Consider the following 18,687-nt stretch of genomic DNA (forward strand, 5'->3'; position numbering starts at 1 on the left):
CCACCCCCCGGGCCATGCACTCGACAAGGGGAGGTAGTCATGCCAACTCCGAAGGCCGGTAACCCCGTTGCGGGGCTACGAAGACGGTAATGGGGGAGACCGCCGCGCGCGGTCTGTGAGCGAGCAGGAGGAGCCCCATGAACCAGTACGCCGATGCCACGTCCGGCCATTCCAACGAGGTGAAGATCTCCGGCGACACGCTCGGAGCGCTGGCCGACGCCCGGACCGAGGAGTTCGAGCGGGAGATGCGGACGAGGACCGACCGTGCGCACCGCAACGCGGCGCTCATCGAGACCTCGGCGCCCGCGCAGCCCGGCTCGTCGGACCCGGAGGCCGTCTCCGCCTGGCAGGACAAGGTGCGCACGACCATGGAAAAGTCTCCGCAGTACGCGCGCCCGCCGGAGGCGGCAGCGCCCGACCTGCAGCTGTTCACGCGTCCGTGGCCATGGCGGCGGGTCAACGCGACGCCCGGTGGCACGTCGACGGTGGACCTGGGCACCGGTGAGTCGCACGTGGGGCTGGGGATCTACTTCTCGACCGGAGCCGCGGGCGGCACGGCGGAGATGGGCGGCCCCTTCCGCCTCGGGAGCTTCAGCGACTTCGAGTTCCGGACCACGGTCGACTACCGGTACGACTGGTACTTCTCCACCGCGCTCGGCGGGGCGGACAGCCAGGGCTGGATCTCGGTCATCGTGGATGAACTGCTGGACGGTTCCGGCGCACAGTGGCACTCGGTGGTCAACCGCAGGACGCAGCTCTGGTCGGACTCCACCGGCAGCGGCGGCTCGGACGGCGCGACCGAACCAGGTAACCGGATCACCGTCAACGAGCGTTTCCGCGGCAGGCCGGACGCCAGCTATGTGTGGTGGGTGGGTGGCAACGAAACCATCCAGACCGAGTTCCAGGCCGCCTCGCAGGCGAACCTGTACGTCGATCTCAGTTACCTCGTCGCCGTCGCCCGCGTCTGACAGGCGCGTCGCATGCTGAGCGCCCTCCGCCCCGTTTCTGGGTGAGGGGGCGCGTCACTCCGGCCGAGATCACCGGCAATGAGTTGCCATCGCATGTCGATGACGCAGTTGAGGAGAACCGCGTAACCAGCTCGCCGTGAATCTCCGAGTCGGTCATGACGCGCTTCGAGGGCTTCGGATCGGGCTTTGACACGTGCGGTCCGTATCGCTCCCCGGCTGGTCACCCAGCTTGCCGATAGTGCTGTCACAGGAGTAATCGTCAAGACCCGTGGATTGGCTGATCTCAGTTGTGTTGTGGTGGGTTGATCGCGACGAGTTCGACCTCGAAGCCGTCGTCGTTCTCCAGGTAGGCGGCGTAGTGCTGTGCGCCGCCGGCGTGCGGGTGCCGGTCGGGGAACATCAGATGCCAGCCGTGCCGGGTTGCGTCGGTGGCCAGCCTGTCGACCGCGGTTTCGTCTTCGACGTGGAAGGCGAGGTGGTTCAGCCCTGGCCGGCAGCGGTCGTGCCGGTCGGCGGTGAGGGCCGGGGACTGCTCAAGGACCAGGTAAGTCGGACCGAGACGCCAACTGCGTCCGTTGTTCCAGCTCTGGAAGAGGGTGTGGTCCAGGGCCTCCAGCAGCCAGCCGAGAGAGGCGACCGCGCGGTCGAGGTTCGGCACCCACAGCTCGACGTGGTGCAGCCCACCGCTGGTGGGCCGATTCACGCCGCCACCGCCTCGGGGCGCTCGACGATGTGACCGCGTTCGAAGGGGGCGCCCGCCCGGACCAGGGCGACGAGGTGAGGTGCGTTCACGGCCCGCCAGCGTTCCTGGGCTGACTCGATGAGCTTGAAGACCATGGCGAGGGCGACGGCCCGGTTGCCGGCACCCTTGGTGACCTTGGTGCGTAGCCGGACGGTGGCGAAGGTCGACTCGATCGGGTTCGTGGTCCGCAGATGGATCCAGTGCTCGGCGGGGACGTCGAAAAACGCGAGCAGTTCCTCCTCGTCGTCCGTGATCCGCTTGACGACCTTGGGGTACTTCGCCCCGTACTGCTTGGTGAACGCGGCGATGGCCCTGGCCGCGTGCTCCTTGTCCTCGGCGTTGTAGATTTCCTGGATCGCGCGCTTGGCCGCGGGCTGGGCCGACTTCGGCAGCGCGTCGAGCACGTTCGCGGTTTTGTGCACCCAGCACCGTTGGTGACGGGTTTCGGGGAACACCTCGTTCAATGCGTTCCAGAAGCCGAGCGCCCCGTCGCCGACCGCCAGGACGGGGGCGCGCATGCCCCGGCGGGCGCAGTCCCGCATCAGTGCCGCCCATGCCTCGGAAGATTCGCGGTAGCCGTCGGTCATCGCGATCAGTTCCTTGGTGCCGCCCGCCCGCACGCCGACCATGACCAGGACGGCGGCCTTCGCCTCCTCCAGGCGAATGCGCAGGTGAACGCCATCAGCCCAGACGTAGATGTAGTCCGTGGCGGACAGATCGCGGTCCATGAACGCCTTGTGGTCGGCCTGCCACTGCGTGGTCAGCCGTGTGATCGTCGGGGGTGAGAGGCCGGCGGAGGAGCCGAGGAACTGCTCCAGCGCGGGCAAGAAGTCACCGGACGACAGGCCGTGAAGGTAGAGCAGCGGCAGTACCTCGCTGATCTTCGGCGACTTACGGGCCCAGGGCGGCAGGATCGCCGAGGAGAACCGCTTGCGTTCGCCGGTGGCCTCGTCGACGCGCTTGTCGTTGACCCGCGGGGCCTTCACTTCGATCGCCCCGGCCGATGTCGTCACCTTCCGCGACTGATGGAAGCTGTTGCGCACGACCAGACGGCGGCCGGAATCGTCCTGCTGGTCGGCCAACTCGGATATGCAGGCGTTGACTTCTGCTTCCAGAGCGGCGGCCAGCATCCGCCTCGCGCCCTCGCGGACGATCTCGTCAATCAGGGAGCCGTGTGGCGTCGTTCCGTCTTCGTTGACTACCGTGAGCACGGGCGTGCCTTCCCGGCCGACGCGCCAACGTCGGCCTACTCGATGACCATCAAAGGATCATTCGGGAAGGTACGCCCTTCGCATGCCAACCCGAGGCCGATCCACAGGTCTTGAGCATTGCTCCATCCCGGGGGAACCTCAGGCACCTGACGTTCGAGAGCCAGGACGATGTGCACCGGCTCGCCGCCGAGTACCGGTCCGCGCTCGCATCTCTCGGAAAAATCCTCACCCCGATCCCTGACCAGTGGCTGCACCTGACCATGCAGGGGATCGGCTTCGTAGGTGAAACCAAGGAGCAGGACGTCCACGCCATTGTGGATGCGGCCCAGCCGCGACTGGCCGCCATCCCAGCCTTCGACCTCCAGATCGGGCCGGAGGTGCTGGACCCGGAGGCGGTGCTCCTGCACGTTCACCCCGACGGCCCTGCCCGAGCCGTCCGGAACGCTATCCGGGATGCCATCGGGGACGTTCTCGGTGAGGTCCCGGAGAAGGCCGGGGGCTTCACCCCGCATGTCTCCGTGGCCTACAGCGCCGGAGACGGTCCCGCTGAGCCGATCGCACAGGCCCTCGCCTGCCTCAACCTCGCTTCGGCACAGGCTCGCATCTCCAGCGCGGAGCTCATCGTGATCCACCGGGACAACCAGATGTACGAGTGGGAGTCCTTCGCGAAGGTCCCCCTCGGCTGACGGTCTTCTGCCAAGCCGGGTCTTGCCGCCCGATGGCCGTAAGACCCTGTGCCGCCTGGCCAGTTACGTCGTACGTCCGGAACAGAGTCCGGCTCAAGCCACTTCCGGCAGGCAGGCGCGGCGGTGAGTCGTCCCGCGACACGACGCAGTAGATCAGCACACCAAATTTGAGGCGTTTCTTGCCGCTGAGGAACCACCAACAGGTCAACCGGTGGTCGCGGACCTCTACTTCTCTGCGCGGTGTCCCAGCTCCACACAACGAGAGCCAGAGCCTGACAATTGACGCCACCCATCACCAGACGGCATGAGCCAGACCCCCATGGCATTGTGATCCACTTCTGCTGATCGGCCTGTCTGCCTTTCCTGTTCCTGCCGCCCGGCCCATAACCCTGACCGCCGCCGAGCGGCAACGGTTGAAGAAGGCGGCCTACGGTCACGAAACCCCGCACCAGACCAGGATCCGGTCACAGATCGTGCTCATGGCGACCCGGGGCAGGTCCAACGCGCGGATCGCTGTCGAGGTGGGAGCGCACGTGGACACCGTGCGTCACCTGGCGCGGCCGGTTCGCCGACGGCGGCTTGCCGGCCCTGGCCGACCGCAGGCGCAGCGAGCGCCCGGCCCGCTTCACCCCCGTGCAGGTCGCCGAGGCCAAGGCCCTGGCCTGCCAGCTCCCGGCCGAGACCGGGGTGCCACTGGCGCGCTGGTCGTGCCCGACTACCGGCCCGGCCACGGCAGGTCAGCGCACTACAACACCTCGCCGGGGGCTGTGCGCTGAGCTCCTGGCACACGTCCAGGCAGCGTAGCCGGGCACCGGGCTGCCCGGATCCCGTGTCGTACGGTCCGATGTCGCGGCTGCCCGCCGTCCGCAACGGATCTCACCGAACCCGGTGGTGCCGCCGGTACGGCCGGGAGATCTGAACCGATACCGGGAATCAGGCGGCGACGAGCTCCTGCGCGCGGTCCGGCGTTTTGATCTTGGGCTTCTTGTTCGGCAGCGAGAGCCGGAAGACCTTGTGCCACGCGGAGAACACCTGCTTGGGCAGCGGCCCGGTGACGTACTCCAGCTCGTACTTCTCGAACAGCGCGCGCACCTTCACCGCGACCTCGGCGTACCGGTTGCTCGGCAGGTCCGGGAACAGGTGGTGCTCGATCTGGTGCGACAGGTTGCCGGTCATGAAGTGCATGGCCCTGCTGCCGCTGATGTTCGCCGAGCCCATCATCTGGCGCAGGTACCACTGGCCGCGCGTCTCGCCCTTGATCGACCGGCGCTCGAAGACCTGCACGCCCTCGGGGAAGTGCCCGCACATGATCACCGAGTGGGTCCAGATGTTGCGGACCAGGTTCGCGGTGAACGTGGCGGCGAGCGTGGTGAGGAACGACGGGCCCGACAGCAGCGGGTGGATCACGTAGTCCTTGAGCACCTGCTTGCGGATCTTGCGGCCCACGGCCTTGGCCCGCGCGCGGAACTCCGGATTCTTGCGGCGGCGCTTGTGCAGGTTCCTGCCGAGCTCCAGGTCGTACGCCGCGATGCCGTACTCGAAGAAGCAGGCGTTGATGAAGTTCCACAGCGGCTGGCCGAGGTGGAACGGGTGCCACCTCTGGTCCTCGTCGACGCGCATGATGCCGTAGCCGAGGTCGTTGTCCTTGCCGATCACGTTGGTGTACGTGTGGTGCAGCTCGTTGTGCGAGTGCTTCCACTGCTCGGACGGCGAGACGTGATCCCACTCCCAGGTGGTGGAGTGAATCTTCGGGTCCCGCATCCAGTCCCACTGGCCGTGCAGGACGTTGTGGCCGATCTCCATGTTGTCCATGATCTTCGCCACGGACAGACCGGCGGTGCCGAGCAGCCATGCGGGCGGGAAGATCGAGAACAGCAGCACGCCCCTGCTGACCAGCTCGAGCTTGCGCTGCGCCGAGATGACCTTACGGATGTAGGCGGCGTCTTTCTCGCCGCGGTCGGCGATCACCTCGTCGCGGATCGCGTCCAGCTCGCGGCCTAGCTCCTCGATCTGCTCCGCGGTCAGGTGGGCGGTGGGGTCGGTGGCGGTCAAGGTGCTCCTACCGTTCGATGTCGCAGGGGCCCGCCGCGGCGGACACGCAGGTCTGGATGAGGACGCCCGGCTCGGCCTCGGTGATCTCGCCGGTGCGCAGGTCGCGGACGGCGCCCGCCTTGAGGGGCGTGACGCAGCCGAAGCAGATGCCCATGCGGCACCCGGAGGGCATGAGCACGCCGGCCTCCTCGCCGATGTCCAGCAACGGCGTGGCGCCGTCCGCGTCGACGGTCTTGCCGGTGGCGCTGAACGTGACCTCGCCGCCGTCGCCGGCGACGACGATGCTGGGGCGGAAGCGTTCGGTGTGCAGGCGCTCTTGTACGCCGTGCTCGCTCCAGTGCTCTTCGGCGGCGTCGAGCAGGCCCGCGGGCCCGCAGGCCCAGGTCTCGCGCTCGGCCCAGTCGGGCACGAGTTCGTCGAGACGGGCGATGTCGAGCTTGCCGTCCGTGTCGGTGTGCACCTCGGTGAGCCGCAGCTTCTTGTCCGCGACCAGGTCGTGCAGTTCGTTGCGGAAGATCACGTCTTGCGGCTGTGGCGCGCAGTGGACCATGACGACGTCGTCGAACTCGGTGTCGCGCAGCATGCCCATCACGGGCGTGATGCCGCTGCCGGCCGTCAGGTAGAGCACCTTGGCAGGCTTGGCCTGCGGCAGCACGAAGTCACCGGTCGCCTGGTCGAGCTGGATCAGCGTGCCCGGTTTGGCCCGGCGGACCAGGTGGTTGCTGACCTTGCCGTCCGGGAGCGCCTTCACGGTGATCGTGACGCGGCCGTCCTGGCGGTTTGTCGGCGAGGTGAGGGAGTAGGCACGCCACAGGCGCACCCCGTCGACGTCGACCCCGATCCGCACGTACTGACCGGCTGTGTGGCCGCGCCAGCCCCGCCCCGGTCTGATCACGACAGTCGCGGCGTCACCCGTCTCGGGGTGCACGGCCTCGATGCGCCCACGCAGGTCAGCGCCCGCGCGCAGCGGGCTGACCAGGTCGAGGTAGTCCGACGGCAGCAGCGGCGTCGTGACCATCTCCAGCAGTTTCCTCGCCCTGCTGCGGAGGGCTGTACTCGTCATGACCCCAGCTTGCTGCGCCTCAGGGCGTAAAGTCCTGACCGTAGGACGTAAATCTGGTCGGCTGAATTGTTCGCAGGGAATAGAAACGTGAGCCATGCAGTCCGGAGGGCCGGCGAACTGGCCCTGGATGAGACGACGGTCACCGCACTTCGGGCCGCGCTGAGGACCACCGCCGACGAGGTCGTCCAGGCGATCATCGACGAGGTCCCTCCCTACGCCAACGCGCTTTCAGGCCGCATGGGCGCCAGCATCCGCCGAGCCGTCCGCACCGCCTTGGGGCACTACCTGGACCTCGCGAGCGGGAACGCCACGGGCGGCGACGCCGGTGACGCAGCCTACGAGCTGGGCCGCGGCGAGGTGCGCGACGGCCGTTCGATGGACGCCCTGCTCAGCGCCTACCGCGTCGGCGCCCGTGTGGCCTGGCGATGCCTGGCAGCGGGTGCCGTGCCCGCAGGTCTGCCCGCCGCCGAGGTCGCCAAGTTCGCCGAGCTGACCTTCGCCTACATCGACGAGCTCTCCGCCGCGAGCGCCGCGGGCCATGCCGACGAACTGGGCGCCCGGGGCAGGGACCACGAGCGCCACCTGGAACACCTGACCCGCGACCTCCTCGCCGGCGCGAGCCCGGACGTGCTGCTGGCCTCTGCTCAACGGGCCGGATGGCAGCCTCCGGTTTCGCTGACCGCGGTCCTGCTGCCCGCCGCCCAGGCCCGGCCTGCCTACCGCGCGCTCGACCCGAGCACCCTCGTCCTGGACGATCTGCCGGACGCCACTGGTGTGCTGCTCGTCCCTGATGCCGACCGACCACATCTCCTGCGCCAGCTGACCGACCGCACCGCCGTGGTCGGCCCTGCCCGGCCATGGACGCGTGCGTCCGCCTCGTACGCGCGCGCCGTACGCGCGCGCTCCCTCTCCTCTGATATTCGCGACACCGAGGACCACCTGCCCGAGCTGGTGCTGAGCGCCGACGCGGACGCGTTCGCAGACCTGCGTGCCCGAGCCCTCGCACCGTTGCGGACCTTGCCTGTCGCGACCGCACGGCGGCTGGAGGAGACGTTGCGGGAGTGGCTGCTGCACCAGGGCAGACGGGACGAGGTGGCGGCGGCGTTGTTCGTCCATCCCCAGACAGTCCGGTATCGGATGTCGCAGCTGCGGGAGCTGTTTCCGGATCTCGCATCGCCGCACCGGGTCCTTGAACTGACGCTGGCGGTCGGTCTTGGGGTCAGCTGACGCGTACGCCGACCGTCCAGGACCGCGTTCGCGAGCGGTCCAGGAATCGTGCCTCGTTCTCGGTGCCATCAGCTGCCTCGTGCGGCCCGGGGAAGAGCGGTATGAGCCGGCTGAGAGCGGAGGTTGATGTGAAGACCGGACAAGGCCTCGGGAAGCCCGTCGGGGGCGCTGGCTCTGACAAGCGCGGGGGCGGATACGGCTCGACTGGATCCGGTGGACGATGCGCACCGGCCCGCTCGTCGACGCGATCATCGAGCATCTGGTCGGTGATCTGAACCGCCATGCCCTGGAAACAGCTTTCCTTTCGTCGTGGAGGGCGTTGTCCTGGCACGAGCTGACCCACGGGCGCGCGGAGGGCTGCAGCTGGGTGACCGGCGGGGCAGCCAGGCCGGGTCACCAGGGGCGGGGGCCGGGCCGCTCGCGCCGGGGACCACCGTGGTTCCGCGACGGCCCCGTGCCTCCCTTCCGACAGGCCAACCGGACGACCGACCGGGCCGGCCTGGCGCACCGCGCGAGGGATGATGGGGATGGAATGACGGAACGTGAGGTCAGGAGCTTCTATGGCGACGCGGGTTCACCGACCCCGTGAGGACGCGGAGTTCAATTTCATCCTCGGGATGAGCGGAGTTCCGGTCCTCGCATACTTCACCGGGACATGGCCCAAGGCAATCGAGCCCTGCCGGGTGATGGACCTCGTCGTGGGTGGCATCGCCGACGACTACACGGGCCGCCTGACGGCTGTCCGCACCGACATCACGCGTTGTCCGGCCGCAACCGAGCGATACGGGATCACCGGAGCGCCGTCCTACGTCCTGCTGAAGGAGGGAGAGGTGGTGGCGCACGGCACGGGGCCTATGACCATCGCCGAGGTACGGAAGTTCTTGGACGGCCACCTCTGAGCGGCCGCTGCGGTACGTGGCCGCGACGCCCGTCACGTCTCGTCTATGGGAGCTGCGCCGCCTGAGACACCTTGGGGCTGAGAAACCCCCACAGGTCACATAACGCCGTCGAGCGCGGTGTCGTCGGGCGGATCGGCGGCAGCGGCAACGATCTCGGGAAAGGCTCCGGTCAGGTCACCGCCCGCGCGGGAGCGAATCAGCACGCGGCCATCGGCCCAGCCGCCCACGAGTGCCCGGTAGCCGTCCCAACACCTCCGCGTAGAGGTGCAGGTCGAGCATCACGGCGGGTGCCTACGCGGTCCCCGGGGATCCGGGCCGGGGCTCCGTCTCGAACGGCACCGCCTGGGCAACGTCGATGGTGTCCGGAGCAGTTTCGACGCCATGGGCAAGACCTTGAGTGCGTTGGTCTGACCGCGTGCCACGGTCCGCAGGGCCGCCACAGCCGTCTGTGCCCGTCCCTGACAGCGGCACACCCACCGCCGACAGCCCGCAGCCTCGTTCGCCGAAGGGGCGCTCCGCCCCTCCCGCGACCGTGCCCAGCCCGGCGGGGGGACGGCAGCGTGTCCTGATATGGGCGGCATGGTGTAGGGGGTGTTCTGTCGTGCAGGCAGATGCCACGATGTGGCCCGGGTCGACGTGTCGTGGGAGGGGTGGCGATCGATGGCCGTGGAGCTTGCGGAACTGATCGGTCAGTTGCGCGCGGACCTGACCAAGGCCATGCACGCAGGTGATAGCGAGGAGCTGCGGTTCGAGTTGGGCTTGGTGGAGCTGGAGTTGACGGTCGCGGTCACCAAGGAGGCGAATGCGGGAGCGAAGGTGCGGTTCTGGGTCGTCGAGTTGGGCGCGGACGGCAAGGCGACATCTGAGGCGGTACAGCACATCAAGCTGACGCTGGATCCGCGACGCCAGGGAAGGACAGGTAGGCCGCTGATCTCCGGGACAGAGCAAACTGGTGAACGGTAGCGTCCGTACAGTGGATGACGGACCGATCCCGGCCGGTCGCGGTGCCGTAGCCCGGCAGATCGCTGAGGTCATCGTCGTCCTGGACGGCGAGCCTGGACGGCGGGGCTCCGGATACCGGGTCGGCCCCAGTTCCGTGCTGACAGCTGCGCATGTCGTCGAGGACGCGACAACGGTACGTGTGCGGTTCAATGCTGACCTGACCGATGAGTGGACAACCGAGGCGATCCCGCTATGGAAAGATCCGCGCTCGGATATCGCGGTGCTGTCCATCACGCCGCACGACGACGAGCCGCCGGTCGTGGCGCCCCGCTTCGGCGGGATCGGTGATGAACGCGCGGCGGTGCTGACTGTCCGGGCGGTAGGGTTTCCCAGATTCAAATTGAAGGACGACGAGCGGAACCGCGCGTGGTCGTATCGAGATTCGCACCAGGCCGACGGTTCAGTGGCGGTGCTGTCCAACCGGCGCGAGGGCACGCTGGAGGTCAGGGTCCCGCCGCCGGGACGTGATCCAGAGCCTGCCGCGTCGCCCTGGGAGGGCATGTCCGGTGCCGCGGTATGGGCAGGGGATCGCGTCATCGGCGTGATCACCAAGCATCACCGTTCAGACGGGCTGGGGCGGCTGGCCGCCGCACGTCTGGACGTAGCGCTGAGGAACCTGGCCCCTGGCCGGGACGCCGAACTGCGGCATCTGCTCGGGCTTCCCGACGTGTTGCCCGATGCCGTCCCGCCCTCGACGCGTGCCTGGGTACGGTCCGTCTATCAGGCACAGCTGCGCGACATCGCGCCCGAGCGTCTACTTGACCGCGGCGCGGAGCTGGACGAGCTCGTCGGGTTCTGCGCCGGCGAGCAGCCCTACGCCTGGTGGCAGGCTGGGCCGTGGGCGGGCAAGTCGGCGTTGATGGCGTGGTTCGCGCTGCAGCCGCCTTCGGGAGTCGACGTCGTGTCGTTCTTCGTCACCGCCCGGCTGGCCGGGCAGTCGGACAGCACCGCCTGTACCATCGCGCTGATCGAGCAGCTCGCCGCCCTGGTCGACGAACCTCCAGCCGTCATGCTGACGGCCGGGGCGCGGCAGGGAACCCTGGTACACCTGATGGAACACGCCGCCGGCAGAGCCCGGGAGATGGGCCGCCGACTGCTCGTGGTGATCGACGGCCTCGACGAGGACACCGGCCAGGCTGGGAGCCCCAGCATTGCTGCCTTGCTCCCGCGACGGCCGCCGCCGGAAGTCCGTATCCTGGTGGCCAGCCGCCCGCACCCGGCCCTTCCCGATGACGTCGACGCCGACCATCCGTTGAGCAGCCTCACCCCAAGACGACTCGAAGCGTCCGCACATGCTCGCGCCGTCGAACACCGCGCCCGATTTGAGCTCAACCGGCTCCTGAGCCCAGACCCGCTCCACCGCGACGTCCTGGGGCTGATCACTGCGGCCGGAGGCGGACTTACCTTGGCTGACCTGGCTCAGCTCACCGTACGACCGGCCATGGACATCGACAGCGTGCTGGGCGGAACGTTCGGTCGCAGCCTCAACAGCAGGGCCGCGGCCTCGACCGACGGGCACCCGGGCGAGCGGGTCATTCTGTTCGCCCACGAGACCCTGCGCCAGGTGGCTGAGCAGCGGTACGGCGGCGTCGGCTTGGACTCCTATCGCGAACGGATCCACAGCTGGGCCGCAACGTATCGGCAGCGCGGCTGGCCCGCAGACACTCCGTTGTATCTGCTGCGCAGTTACTCTCAAATGCTCGCCGGTATCGGGGAACTGCCGCGGCTCATGGCCTGCGGAACCGATCAGGCCCGGCACGACCGGATGCGCCGTCTCACCGGAGGTGATGCGCTCGCCCTCAGCGAGATCAGCGCCGCTCAACAGCCCATCCTCAACCAGTCCAGCCCCGACCTGACCAGCCTGGCACTGCTGGCCGTCGAGCTGGCGCAACTCGAGGCCCGCAACCTCGAAATCCCCGCCACGCTCCCCGCCGTTTGGGCGCGGATCGGCCAACCCGAACGCGCCGAAGGTGTCATCGGCGGCATCCCCGCCACCTTGCGGCACGCCGCCTACCTCGCGCTCGTGAAAGCGTTGACCGCTAACGGCGACCACGAGCGGGCTGATCGGATCGCTGCGGAAGCCGAGACCCACATCGACCAGTACTCCGAGCCGTACTCACAGGCGCTGGCCCTGGCTGAACTCGCGGAACTGCTGGCCCGGTTCGAGGAAGGCCCTGCACGGGCCGCCCGTCTGGCCGAGAAAGCCGAATCGCTCACCGACCACATCACCGACCCGGCAGGGCGGGAGCGGGCACTGGCCAACCTCGTGGAGTCGGTTGCCCTCGGCGGCGACCACGATCGGGCCGAAGCCCTCGCTGAGCAGGTTACTGATTTCAGCGAGCACGCAACGGCAATGGCCCGGCTCACCCGGGCAGCGGGTGCCGGCGCCGACCGTGCTAGGACCTTGCGACTCGCAGACAAGACCGAGGCGCTCATCAGTCAGATCACGGACCACAACGAGCGTCTGAAGCCATTAAAGGTGCTTGTGGAAGCACTGGCCACGGCAGGCGAGCACGATCGGGCAGAGACGCTGACCGGGCAGATCAGTTCAGCTTGGGAACGTGCGAGAGTGCTGGCCGGGTTGGCGCAGGCACTGGCCGGCACGGGTGGCCACACGCGGGCCGCCACGCTCATTACGGTGGCCCAGGAGCTCGTCGGGCACGCCTTCCCCGGCGTCCGAGCCAGTGCGCTGACTGCGATCGTGTCAGCGGCAACCGCCTGCGGTGACCACGCTCTGGCCGGACGGCTGGCCGACCAGGCGGAAGCGGAAATGGTCATCGAGCAGATCAACGATCCGGACGACGATCCGGACTGGGAAGAACTGGCGGCGGCGGTCGCCAATGGCGGTGCCTACGATCGCGCGGAGACGCTGGCCCGACGGATCGACGACCCCTACGAACGGATGACCGCTCTGGCCCGTCTCGCCGGGATGGCCGCCGAGGGTGACCACGTCCGCGCCGCCCGGTTGGCCGACGAGGTGGAAGCGGGCTGCGGACAGATCATCGAACCCGAAGAGCGGACTTCGGCGTTGACTCAACTGGCCCAGGCGGCGGGCGTCATCGGCAATCATCCTTGGGCGGCTGCGTTCATCGATGCCGCGCACGTGCTCAGCGCGCAGATCGACGACCAGAATGCACGGCAGCGAGCACTGGTCGCGCTCGCGGAGACGGCGACAAGCAACGGGGACCACCCGCGTGCGACCCGGCTCGCCACCGAACTTCAAGCGCTCGTCGAGCAGACGAGATATCACCACTTGCGGGCGGAGGCGTTGATTCGCCTCGCAAGAACAGTGACCTCGATCGGTGACTTCGCCTGGGCGACCGGACTGATTACCGCAGCCAAGGCCCTCATCGAGCAGGACACCTCCGTGGACCGGCGGGCACAACAGATGGCCGACCTCGCGCAGCTGGCGGCCGCGAATGGTGACCATGCCCGGGCCGCACACCTCGTCGCCGAGGTCGAGACGCTCATCGAGCAGATCACTTATCCGGACTCGCGGGAACAGGCTCTGACCTGGCTCGTCAAAGCCTCGACCTCCCGTGGCGATCATGAGCGGGCGAAGGCACTCGCCATGCAGACAACCGATCCGGACGTTCGGTTCGACCAGCTGATGCATCTGGTGAAAGTCACTGCCACCGACGGTGACTGCGCGCGCGCAGCCCGATGGGCAGACGAGGCGGAGACCAGCATCAGGCAGACAGCCGACCCACACCAGGCCGTGAACGCACTGACCCGGCTCATGGACGCGGTGGCCGCCAGCGGCGATCACGATCGCGCCGCCCGGCTGGCCGACAAGGCAGAAGAGCTCGCCGGACAGCCCACCAACCGAGGACCCTGGGATGAGAAGTGGAAGTGGAATTCGCTCGCCAGGGCCTTCGCCGTCTGCGGCGAACATGATCGAGCAGCGGGGATCGCCAGACGGGTTGCCGACCCAGGCGAGCGCCTCGGCCTGATGGCCGTACTCGTCAAGGCAGCCAGGGATGACGGTGACCACACGCGGGCTGCCCACCTGGCCGATGAGGCTGAGCCGCTTCTGCAACGGATCGAGCATCCGGAATTTCAGAGGTTGACGATGACCTACTTCCTGGAAGTGATCGCAGCAGGCGGTGACCGCGACCAGACAGAGCGAGTCATCACGAAGGTGGAGTCGCTGATCGGACAGATCACCAACGCCGGCGTACAGGCGACGGCGTTGGCCGCGCTCGCCGAGGCAGTGTCCCCCAGCCGACAGCGGCAAAGGGTCGTCCAATGGGCGGACAAAGCAACGCTCCTTGCCCGGCAGATCGACCATCCCGTGTACCGCGCGGACGCCATGGCCCGGTTCATAGGACTGCTGGCCGTCATCGGCGATCACGAACGGGCTGCCCGGCTCCTCGCACAGGAGGTCGGATTCGCCAAGCAGACAAGCCGTCTGGACGGGAACGTGGAGGCGTTGGCACGGCTCACGGAGGCTGCAGCAGCCATAGGCGAACACGGGCTTGCCGCTCAGTTGACCGATGAGACGGAAACAATTGTCGGGCAGATCACCTATCCCGACTCGCGGGAGCGAGCCCTGGGCCGGCTCGCGGAGATCGCGGCGGCAACCGGTGACCACAATCGGGCTGAGTTCCTCACCGACCAGATGACCAACACGTACGAGCGTGCATGCACACTCACACGACTGGTGGAAGCAGTAGCTGCTACGAGCGACGACGCCCTGGCCGCTCGATGGGCCGACGAGGCAGAGACGCTCCTCGCTCAACTAACCTACCCGGCGCAGCGGCTGGAGGTACTGACCTGGTTGCTGAAGGCGGTAGCTTCCAGCGATGGGGCTCGGGCCCTTCGGCTCCTTGCCGAAGCCGAAGCGCTCATCGACGAGCACTGGCTCTCTGCGGCGCAGCTCGTCCGGACACTCGTGAAACCGAACACGAATACGCCGTCAGCCCCTGGGGACACGCTCATCAGTTCACCTTTGATGCCTCGAGCTCGCCACCACTTGGCCGCAACGCTCGCCACCGGTTCATGGACCGAGGTCGTCGCCAGCCTGGCGCATTTCGACTCGACGGCAGCCACCGCGCTCATCAACGCGGTGCACGACCGCTGGCAGTTCGATACTGCCAGCCAGCGAAGTAGCGTAATGCCAACGACACCACCCGCGCCCACCCCGTCGCAGCAAGCCGCGCCGTGGATGCGACGGTTCCTCCAGCGGTGGCCTGGTCAAGGAAACCGACATCCCTGATTCCGACAGGAAGCCTGCCGTAAACGGCCCAGAGGATCCAGGCGGTGAGAGTCGTGTCGATGCGTGGCGCGGCGAAGATGTCGAATGCGATGCCGACGTCGCCGGTGGGCGTCCGCCAATGAAAGTACCGTCCGGGCGCAGTGTGCTGCCAGCCTGCGTCGGTGAGAGGACGGGAGACCTGGGCGATCATCTTCGGGGTGACGGGGCTTTCGAGACGGGCCGCTGTGGCGAACGTGAGGGACTGCACCAGCGAGGTACCGCTGTGCGGGGCCCCGTGGATTTGCGTCCCCACGACGAACACGATCCGCTCGTCGTCTGCGGTGGCGGCCCTGCAGGCCGGCCGGCCGCATCAGTCTGGAGATGCGGCGGCGTCCGCAGAGGGCGCCCTTGCGTTTCAGCACGGCGTGGATGCGTGGAGCGCCGTAGGTGCCGCGGGACTTGGCGTGGGGCTTGAGGTCGGCCTCGACGGCGGCCCAAAGGCACCGTTACATCCGCTGCACACATCCGAGTCAGAGGTGCGACGGCCAGGTCAGGTCCGGTCATCGGGGGCCGCGGGGAGCGGTGTGGCGGGGCCGTGGACTGCGGGTCGCTGCTGATGGGCCGCGCCAATCGCGGTGGGCCGCGACGAGCGCGACTCGCTCGTCAGGCGCGGTGTCCCGAAGGATCATGCGCAGAGTGAGCAGGTCACAGATGGTGCGCACGAGATCGGCCGGGGCGAGACGCGGTCGCCGGACGAGGCGAATCAGGATCCCCGCTACCAGTGGAGTGACGATGAATAGCACGTGCTCAGGCATGGCTGTTCTCCCGGGAGTGAAGGCGATTGCGGCAAGGGCCCTCAGCGGGCTCATCACCAGAGATAGCCTCAAGAGCCGTTCACCGGTGTGAAGTGAACAAGGATGAAAGGCCAGTTCAGGGGGGTCCGGTGAGGGACGTGGACGAACCATCGGGGGGAGCGGCGAACACGGAGATTAGACGGCTGCTCAGGGAGTCGATGACGGCTGTCGGCATGACGCAGAGTCACCTCGCGAAGGCGGCCGGCGTATCGAACGCAACCGTGAGTAACGCGTTGAACCGCCCAACGGGTGTGCCCTCCGCCGACACACTGGACCGCCTGGGCGCCGCGCTGCGCATCTCCGACGATGCGCTGGCCAAACTGCACAAACTGCGCCACCAGGCCGATCGGCGCGGCCGCCACCTGGATGACTATCTGGACGCAGCCAGCCGGGCAGCCCGCGAGCACCCTTACCCCGGTGTCCTGCAGGGAATGATGCCCCCGCTGGCCTCTGTGTACCTGCGGCAGTTGGTCGACGGGAGGCGAGACGAGGCTGATGCCTTGTCCCGCCTGCTGCCGGCGGACCAAGTGTTGGCGGACGGCCAGATGTGCGTGGTGCTGGCCGGGCCGGGCGGAGGCAAGTCCAGCCTGCTGCGGACCCGCCTGGCCACGGGTATCCAACACTGGCAACAGGGTGCCGGAGAGGCGACGGTACCGGTGCTTGTCCAGGCCGCGGCTCTCTTCGGCCAGCGCCCGCTGGCCGATGCGCTTGCCGCGGCAGCGACCGCGGAACTCTCCGCGTACGGCCTGGCCCAAGCCCTGCCCCCAAGCTTCTTCGAGGCTCCGCCCTACCCGGATGTGCCCTGGCTGGTACTTGTCGACGGTCTCGACGAGGTGGCCGACTCCACTGCGCGCCGTACCATTCTCAGCACTATCACCGCGGTACGCGCCGGTGACAACGCCAGTTGCTACCGCTTTGTCGTAGCCACACGTCCCCTGCCTTACGGTGCCCTCGACGCTCTGGACGGGACCCCGGACTCCGAGACCGTTGCTTCCCGGAGCACCCAGCGCGTTCCGCACTACACCCTGCAGCCCTTCACGGCTGACGATCTCCCGCACGTCGCCCGTTCCTGGTTCGAGGCATTTCAACTGCCCGATGTGGACAGGGCGGTGGCACGCTTCCTCGAATCACTGGCCGGTACCCGGCTGACCGACCTGGCGCGCACGCCGCTGATGGCGTCCATGCTCTGTCAGCTGCACGCCGGACACCCAGAGACTCCGTTGCCGACCAGCCGTGGGGCGGTCTACCGGGCATTCACCGATCTGCTCAACGAACGCCAGCACTCCGGCAGCGGAGGCATCCGGACGCAGACACGTCACCTGTTCAACCGCTACGGCACCACGGCCCTGGCCCACGCCGAAGAAGCCCTGGACCGCATGCCCGCGCTGATCGCACAGCACGCGGCGGGGCGTCTGGCCGGCGACCAATCCGATCCCGTCGCCGCCATCGCAGCCGATCCCGCCGCTCAACCCGCGCCTCACGTGTCCGCGGCCGTGTGGCGAGCGTTCCTCGAAGGAAGCCTGCGGCGCAGCGGTCTGATGACCACCCGCGCCGGCCGGTTCGATTTCCTGCACCAGACCATGCTGGAATACTTGGCCGCCCAACATGCCACCCGCACGCCGAAAGCAGCCTCTCGCTCTTTGCAGTCCGTCTTTTCACCGCGGCGCGGCCTGTTACCCGGCTGGGCCACTCGCTACCGGGTCCCCCACCATGTCGACATCTCCTACGTCGGGTTCCTCCTCGACTCCGTATCGGGCGAGGACTCCGCCTCGATCCTCACCCGGCTCGCCTCCCGCACCAGCATGGACGGTTGCGCCCTCATCGCAGACCTTGCCCTGTTCAGCACCGCACTTCCCGGGCAGGCAGTCGACATCGCCACCCGACGGTTCCGGTCAGTGGCTGAAGACGCCTCAACACCCGCACCTCGTCGAGTCGCAGCGGCCGAGACCCTCGTCAGCCTGGCCGGCCCCGTGGGCACCGACCTACTCCACAGCCTCGCAAGCGACTCGGCGCTCAAGAGCAGCGCGCGCACAAATGCGGCCCAAGCACTCCTCAGCCGCAGCGACAACCGCTGCATCGAACTGCTGGAGGCACTGGGTACCGACCGCGACCTCGACCCTCATGCCCGCGGTTGGGCTGCGGAAAAACTCCTGGCCGCCGACAGAACTCGCGGAACCGCACTGTTGGGCGTTCTCGGCCGGGACACCACCCTCCCTGGAGAAACCCGCATGTGGGCGGCGGGAAGACTGTACGCGCACGACGGCTCCGGCGGTATCAGCCTGTTGCATCTGCTCGCCTGCGACACCACCCTGGATCGGACCCATCGCATTCGCGCCGCGACTGATCTTCTCGAAGCAGCTGGCGCTGCCGCTGCAGGTCCACTTGAAGCACTCGCTCGCGACCTCACACTCGACCGTTCTCAACGCATCAACGCAGCCCACTCCTTCACCCGACTACTGGGCCCGGGCGCGGCCGATCTCCTGGAAGCCCTCGCGCTCGACACCACCCTTGTCGGCTATGACAGAGTCTGGGCGGCCGACATGCTGGCATCCCTTGACACGGCCAAAGCCTCAAAGATCCTCAAAGCCCTCAGCCAGGACGGCTCTCTACACGAAGACGACCGCGGATGGGTGGACGACAGTCTCGCGCGCCTGCACTCCGGGTCCCCTGCCAGCAGGGAGCCGACGGGGCAGGAACGCGACAACCCGTCCAGCGGTAGCGGTCCGGTACCGACAGCGCGGGAGCTTTGAATCGTCCGCTGCCGAGGCCTCCCGGCTATTAGCACG

At 68.0% G+C, this 18,687-nt stretch carries 12 protein-coding genes and 1 pseudogene; 8 read left to right on the top strand and 5 right to left on the bottom strand.

What is annotated here, in order from left to right; translation table 11 throughout:
- Positions 1 to 137: 137 nt before the first annotated feature.
- Complete coding sequence (locus AB0N66_RS39740) at positions 138 to 968, top strand: hypothetical protein (RefSeq protein ID WP_365444906.1); 831 nt, start codon at positions 138 to 140, stop codon at positions 966 to 968.
- Between the two features lie 283 nt (positions 969 to 1,251).
- Here AB0N66_RS39740 and AB0N66_RS39745 read toward each other — a convergent pair whose 3' ends face one another.
- Positions 1,252 to 1,671 carry a VOC family protein gene (locus AB0N66_RS39745; protein ID WP_365444909.1) on the bottom strand — a complete coding sequence of 140 codons (420 nt, stop codon included), beginning with the start codon at positions 1,669 to 1,671 and terminating at the stop codon, positions 1,252 to 1,254.
- Positions 1,668 to 2,921 carry an IS256 family transposase gene (locus tag AB0N66_RS39750; RefSeq protein WP_365444912.1) on the bottom strand — a complete coding sequence of 418 codons (1,254 nt, stop codon included), beginning with the start codon at positions 2,919 to 2,921 and terminating at the stop codon, positions 1,668 to 1,670. Before AB0N66_RS39750 ends, AB0N66_RS39745 begins: the two co-directional genes overlap by 4 nt.
- Positions 2,922 to 3,031: 110 nt before the next feature.
- On the opposite strand from AB0N66_RS39750, the gene AB0N66_RS39755 reads away from it, so the two are divergent.
- Both AB0N66_RS39755 and AB0N66_RS39760 read left to right on the top strand, forming a co-directional pair.
- Positions 3,032 to 3,607, top strand: coding sequence for a 2'-5' RNA ligase family protein (locus AB0N66_RS39755; RefSeq protein ID WP_365444915.1), 576 nt, complete (start codon positions 3,032 to 3,034; stop codon positions 3,605 to 3,607).
- 579 nt (positions 3,608 to 4,186) lie between these two features.
- On the top strand, positions 4,187 to 4,411 hold the full coding sequence (locus AB0N66_RS39760; RefSeq protein ID WP_365444918.1) for a hypothetical protein: 225 nt from the start codon (positions 4,187 to 4,189) through the stop codon (positions 4,409 to 4,411).
- A gap of 129 nt (positions 4,412 to 4,540) precedes the next feature.
- Here the strand turns inward: AB0N66_RS39760 and AB0N66_RS39765 are convergent, their stop codons facing one another.
- The gene (locus tag AB0N66_RS39765; protein ID WP_365444921.1) at positions 4,541 to 5,659 is read right to left on the bottom strand and encodes an acyl-CoA desaturase; all 1,119 of its coding nucleotides are present in this window, start codon (positions 5,657 to 5,659) and stop codon (positions 4,541 to 4,543) included.
- Between the two features lie 7 nt (positions 5,660 to 5,666).
- Positions 5,667 to 6,722, bottom strand: coding sequence for a ferredoxin reductase (locus AB0N66_RS39770; protein WP_365444924.1), 1,056 nt, complete (start codon positions 6,720 to 6,722; stop codon positions 5,667 to 5,669).
- A gap of 87 nt (positions 6,723 to 6,809) precedes the next feature.
- Here AB0N66_RS39770 and AB0N66_RS39775 point away from each other — a divergent pair, with 87 nt between their 5' ends.
- The 4 genes from AB0N66_RS39775 to AB0N66_RS39790 all read left to right on the top strand — a co-directional run bounded on the left by AB0N66_RS39775 (position 6,810) and on the right by AB0N66_RS39790 (position 15,068).
- Positions 6,810 to 7,949, top strand: a complete 1,140-nt coding sequence (locus AB0N66_RS39775) for a helix-turn-helix domain-containing protein (RefSeq protein WP_365444927.1) — start codon at positions 6,810 to 6,812, stop codon at positions 7,947 to 7,949.
- A 560-nt stretch (positions 7,950 to 8,509) separates the two neighbouring features.
- On the top strand, positions 8,510 to 8,848 hold the full coding sequence (locus tag AB0N66_RS39780) for a thioredoxin domain-containing protein (RefSeq protein WP_365444930.1): 339 nt from the start codon (positions 8,510 to 8,512) through the stop codon (positions 8,846 to 8,848).
- A 660-nt stretch (positions 8,849 to 9,508) separates the two neighbouring features.
- On the top strand, positions 9,509 to 9,811 hold the full coding sequence (locus AB0N66_RS39785; RefSeq protein ID WP_365444933.1) for a trypco2 family protein: 303 nt from the start codon (positions 9,509 to 9,511) through the stop codon (positions 9,809 to 9,811).
- A gap of 10 nt (positions 9,812 to 9,821) precedes the next feature.
- Positions 9,822 to 15,068, top strand: a complete 5,247-nt coding sequence (locus tag AB0N66_RS39790) for a trypsin-like peptidase domain-containing protein (RefSeq protein ID WP_365444936.1) — start codon at positions 9,822 to 9,824, stop codon at positions 15,066 to 15,068.
- Between the two features lie 311 nt (positions 15,069 to 15,379).
- Here AB0N66_RS39790 and AB0N66_RS39795 read toward each other — a convergent pair.
- A pseudogene (locus AB0N66_RS39795) lies at positions 15,380 to 15,514 on the bottom strand (IS3 family transposase); the annotation flags it as partial.
- 485 nt (positions 15,515 to 15,999) lie between these two features.
- Between AB0N66_RS39795 and AB0N66_RS39800 the strand changes: the two are divergent.
- Positions 16,000 to 18,651 carry a helix-turn-helix domain-containing protein gene (locus AB0N66_RS39800; protein WP_365444939.1) on the top strand — a complete coding sequence of 884 codons (2,652 nt, stop codon included), beginning with the start codon at positions 16,000 to 16,002 and terminating at the stop codon, positions 18,649 to 18,651.
- The last annotated feature ends 36 nt before the right edge of the window (positions 18,652 to 18,687 follow it).

This window comes from Streptomyces sp. NPDC093544 (assembly GCF_040683495.1).
Lineage (GTDB): Bacteria > Actinomycetota > Actinomycetes > Streptomycetales > Streptomycetaceae > Streptomyces.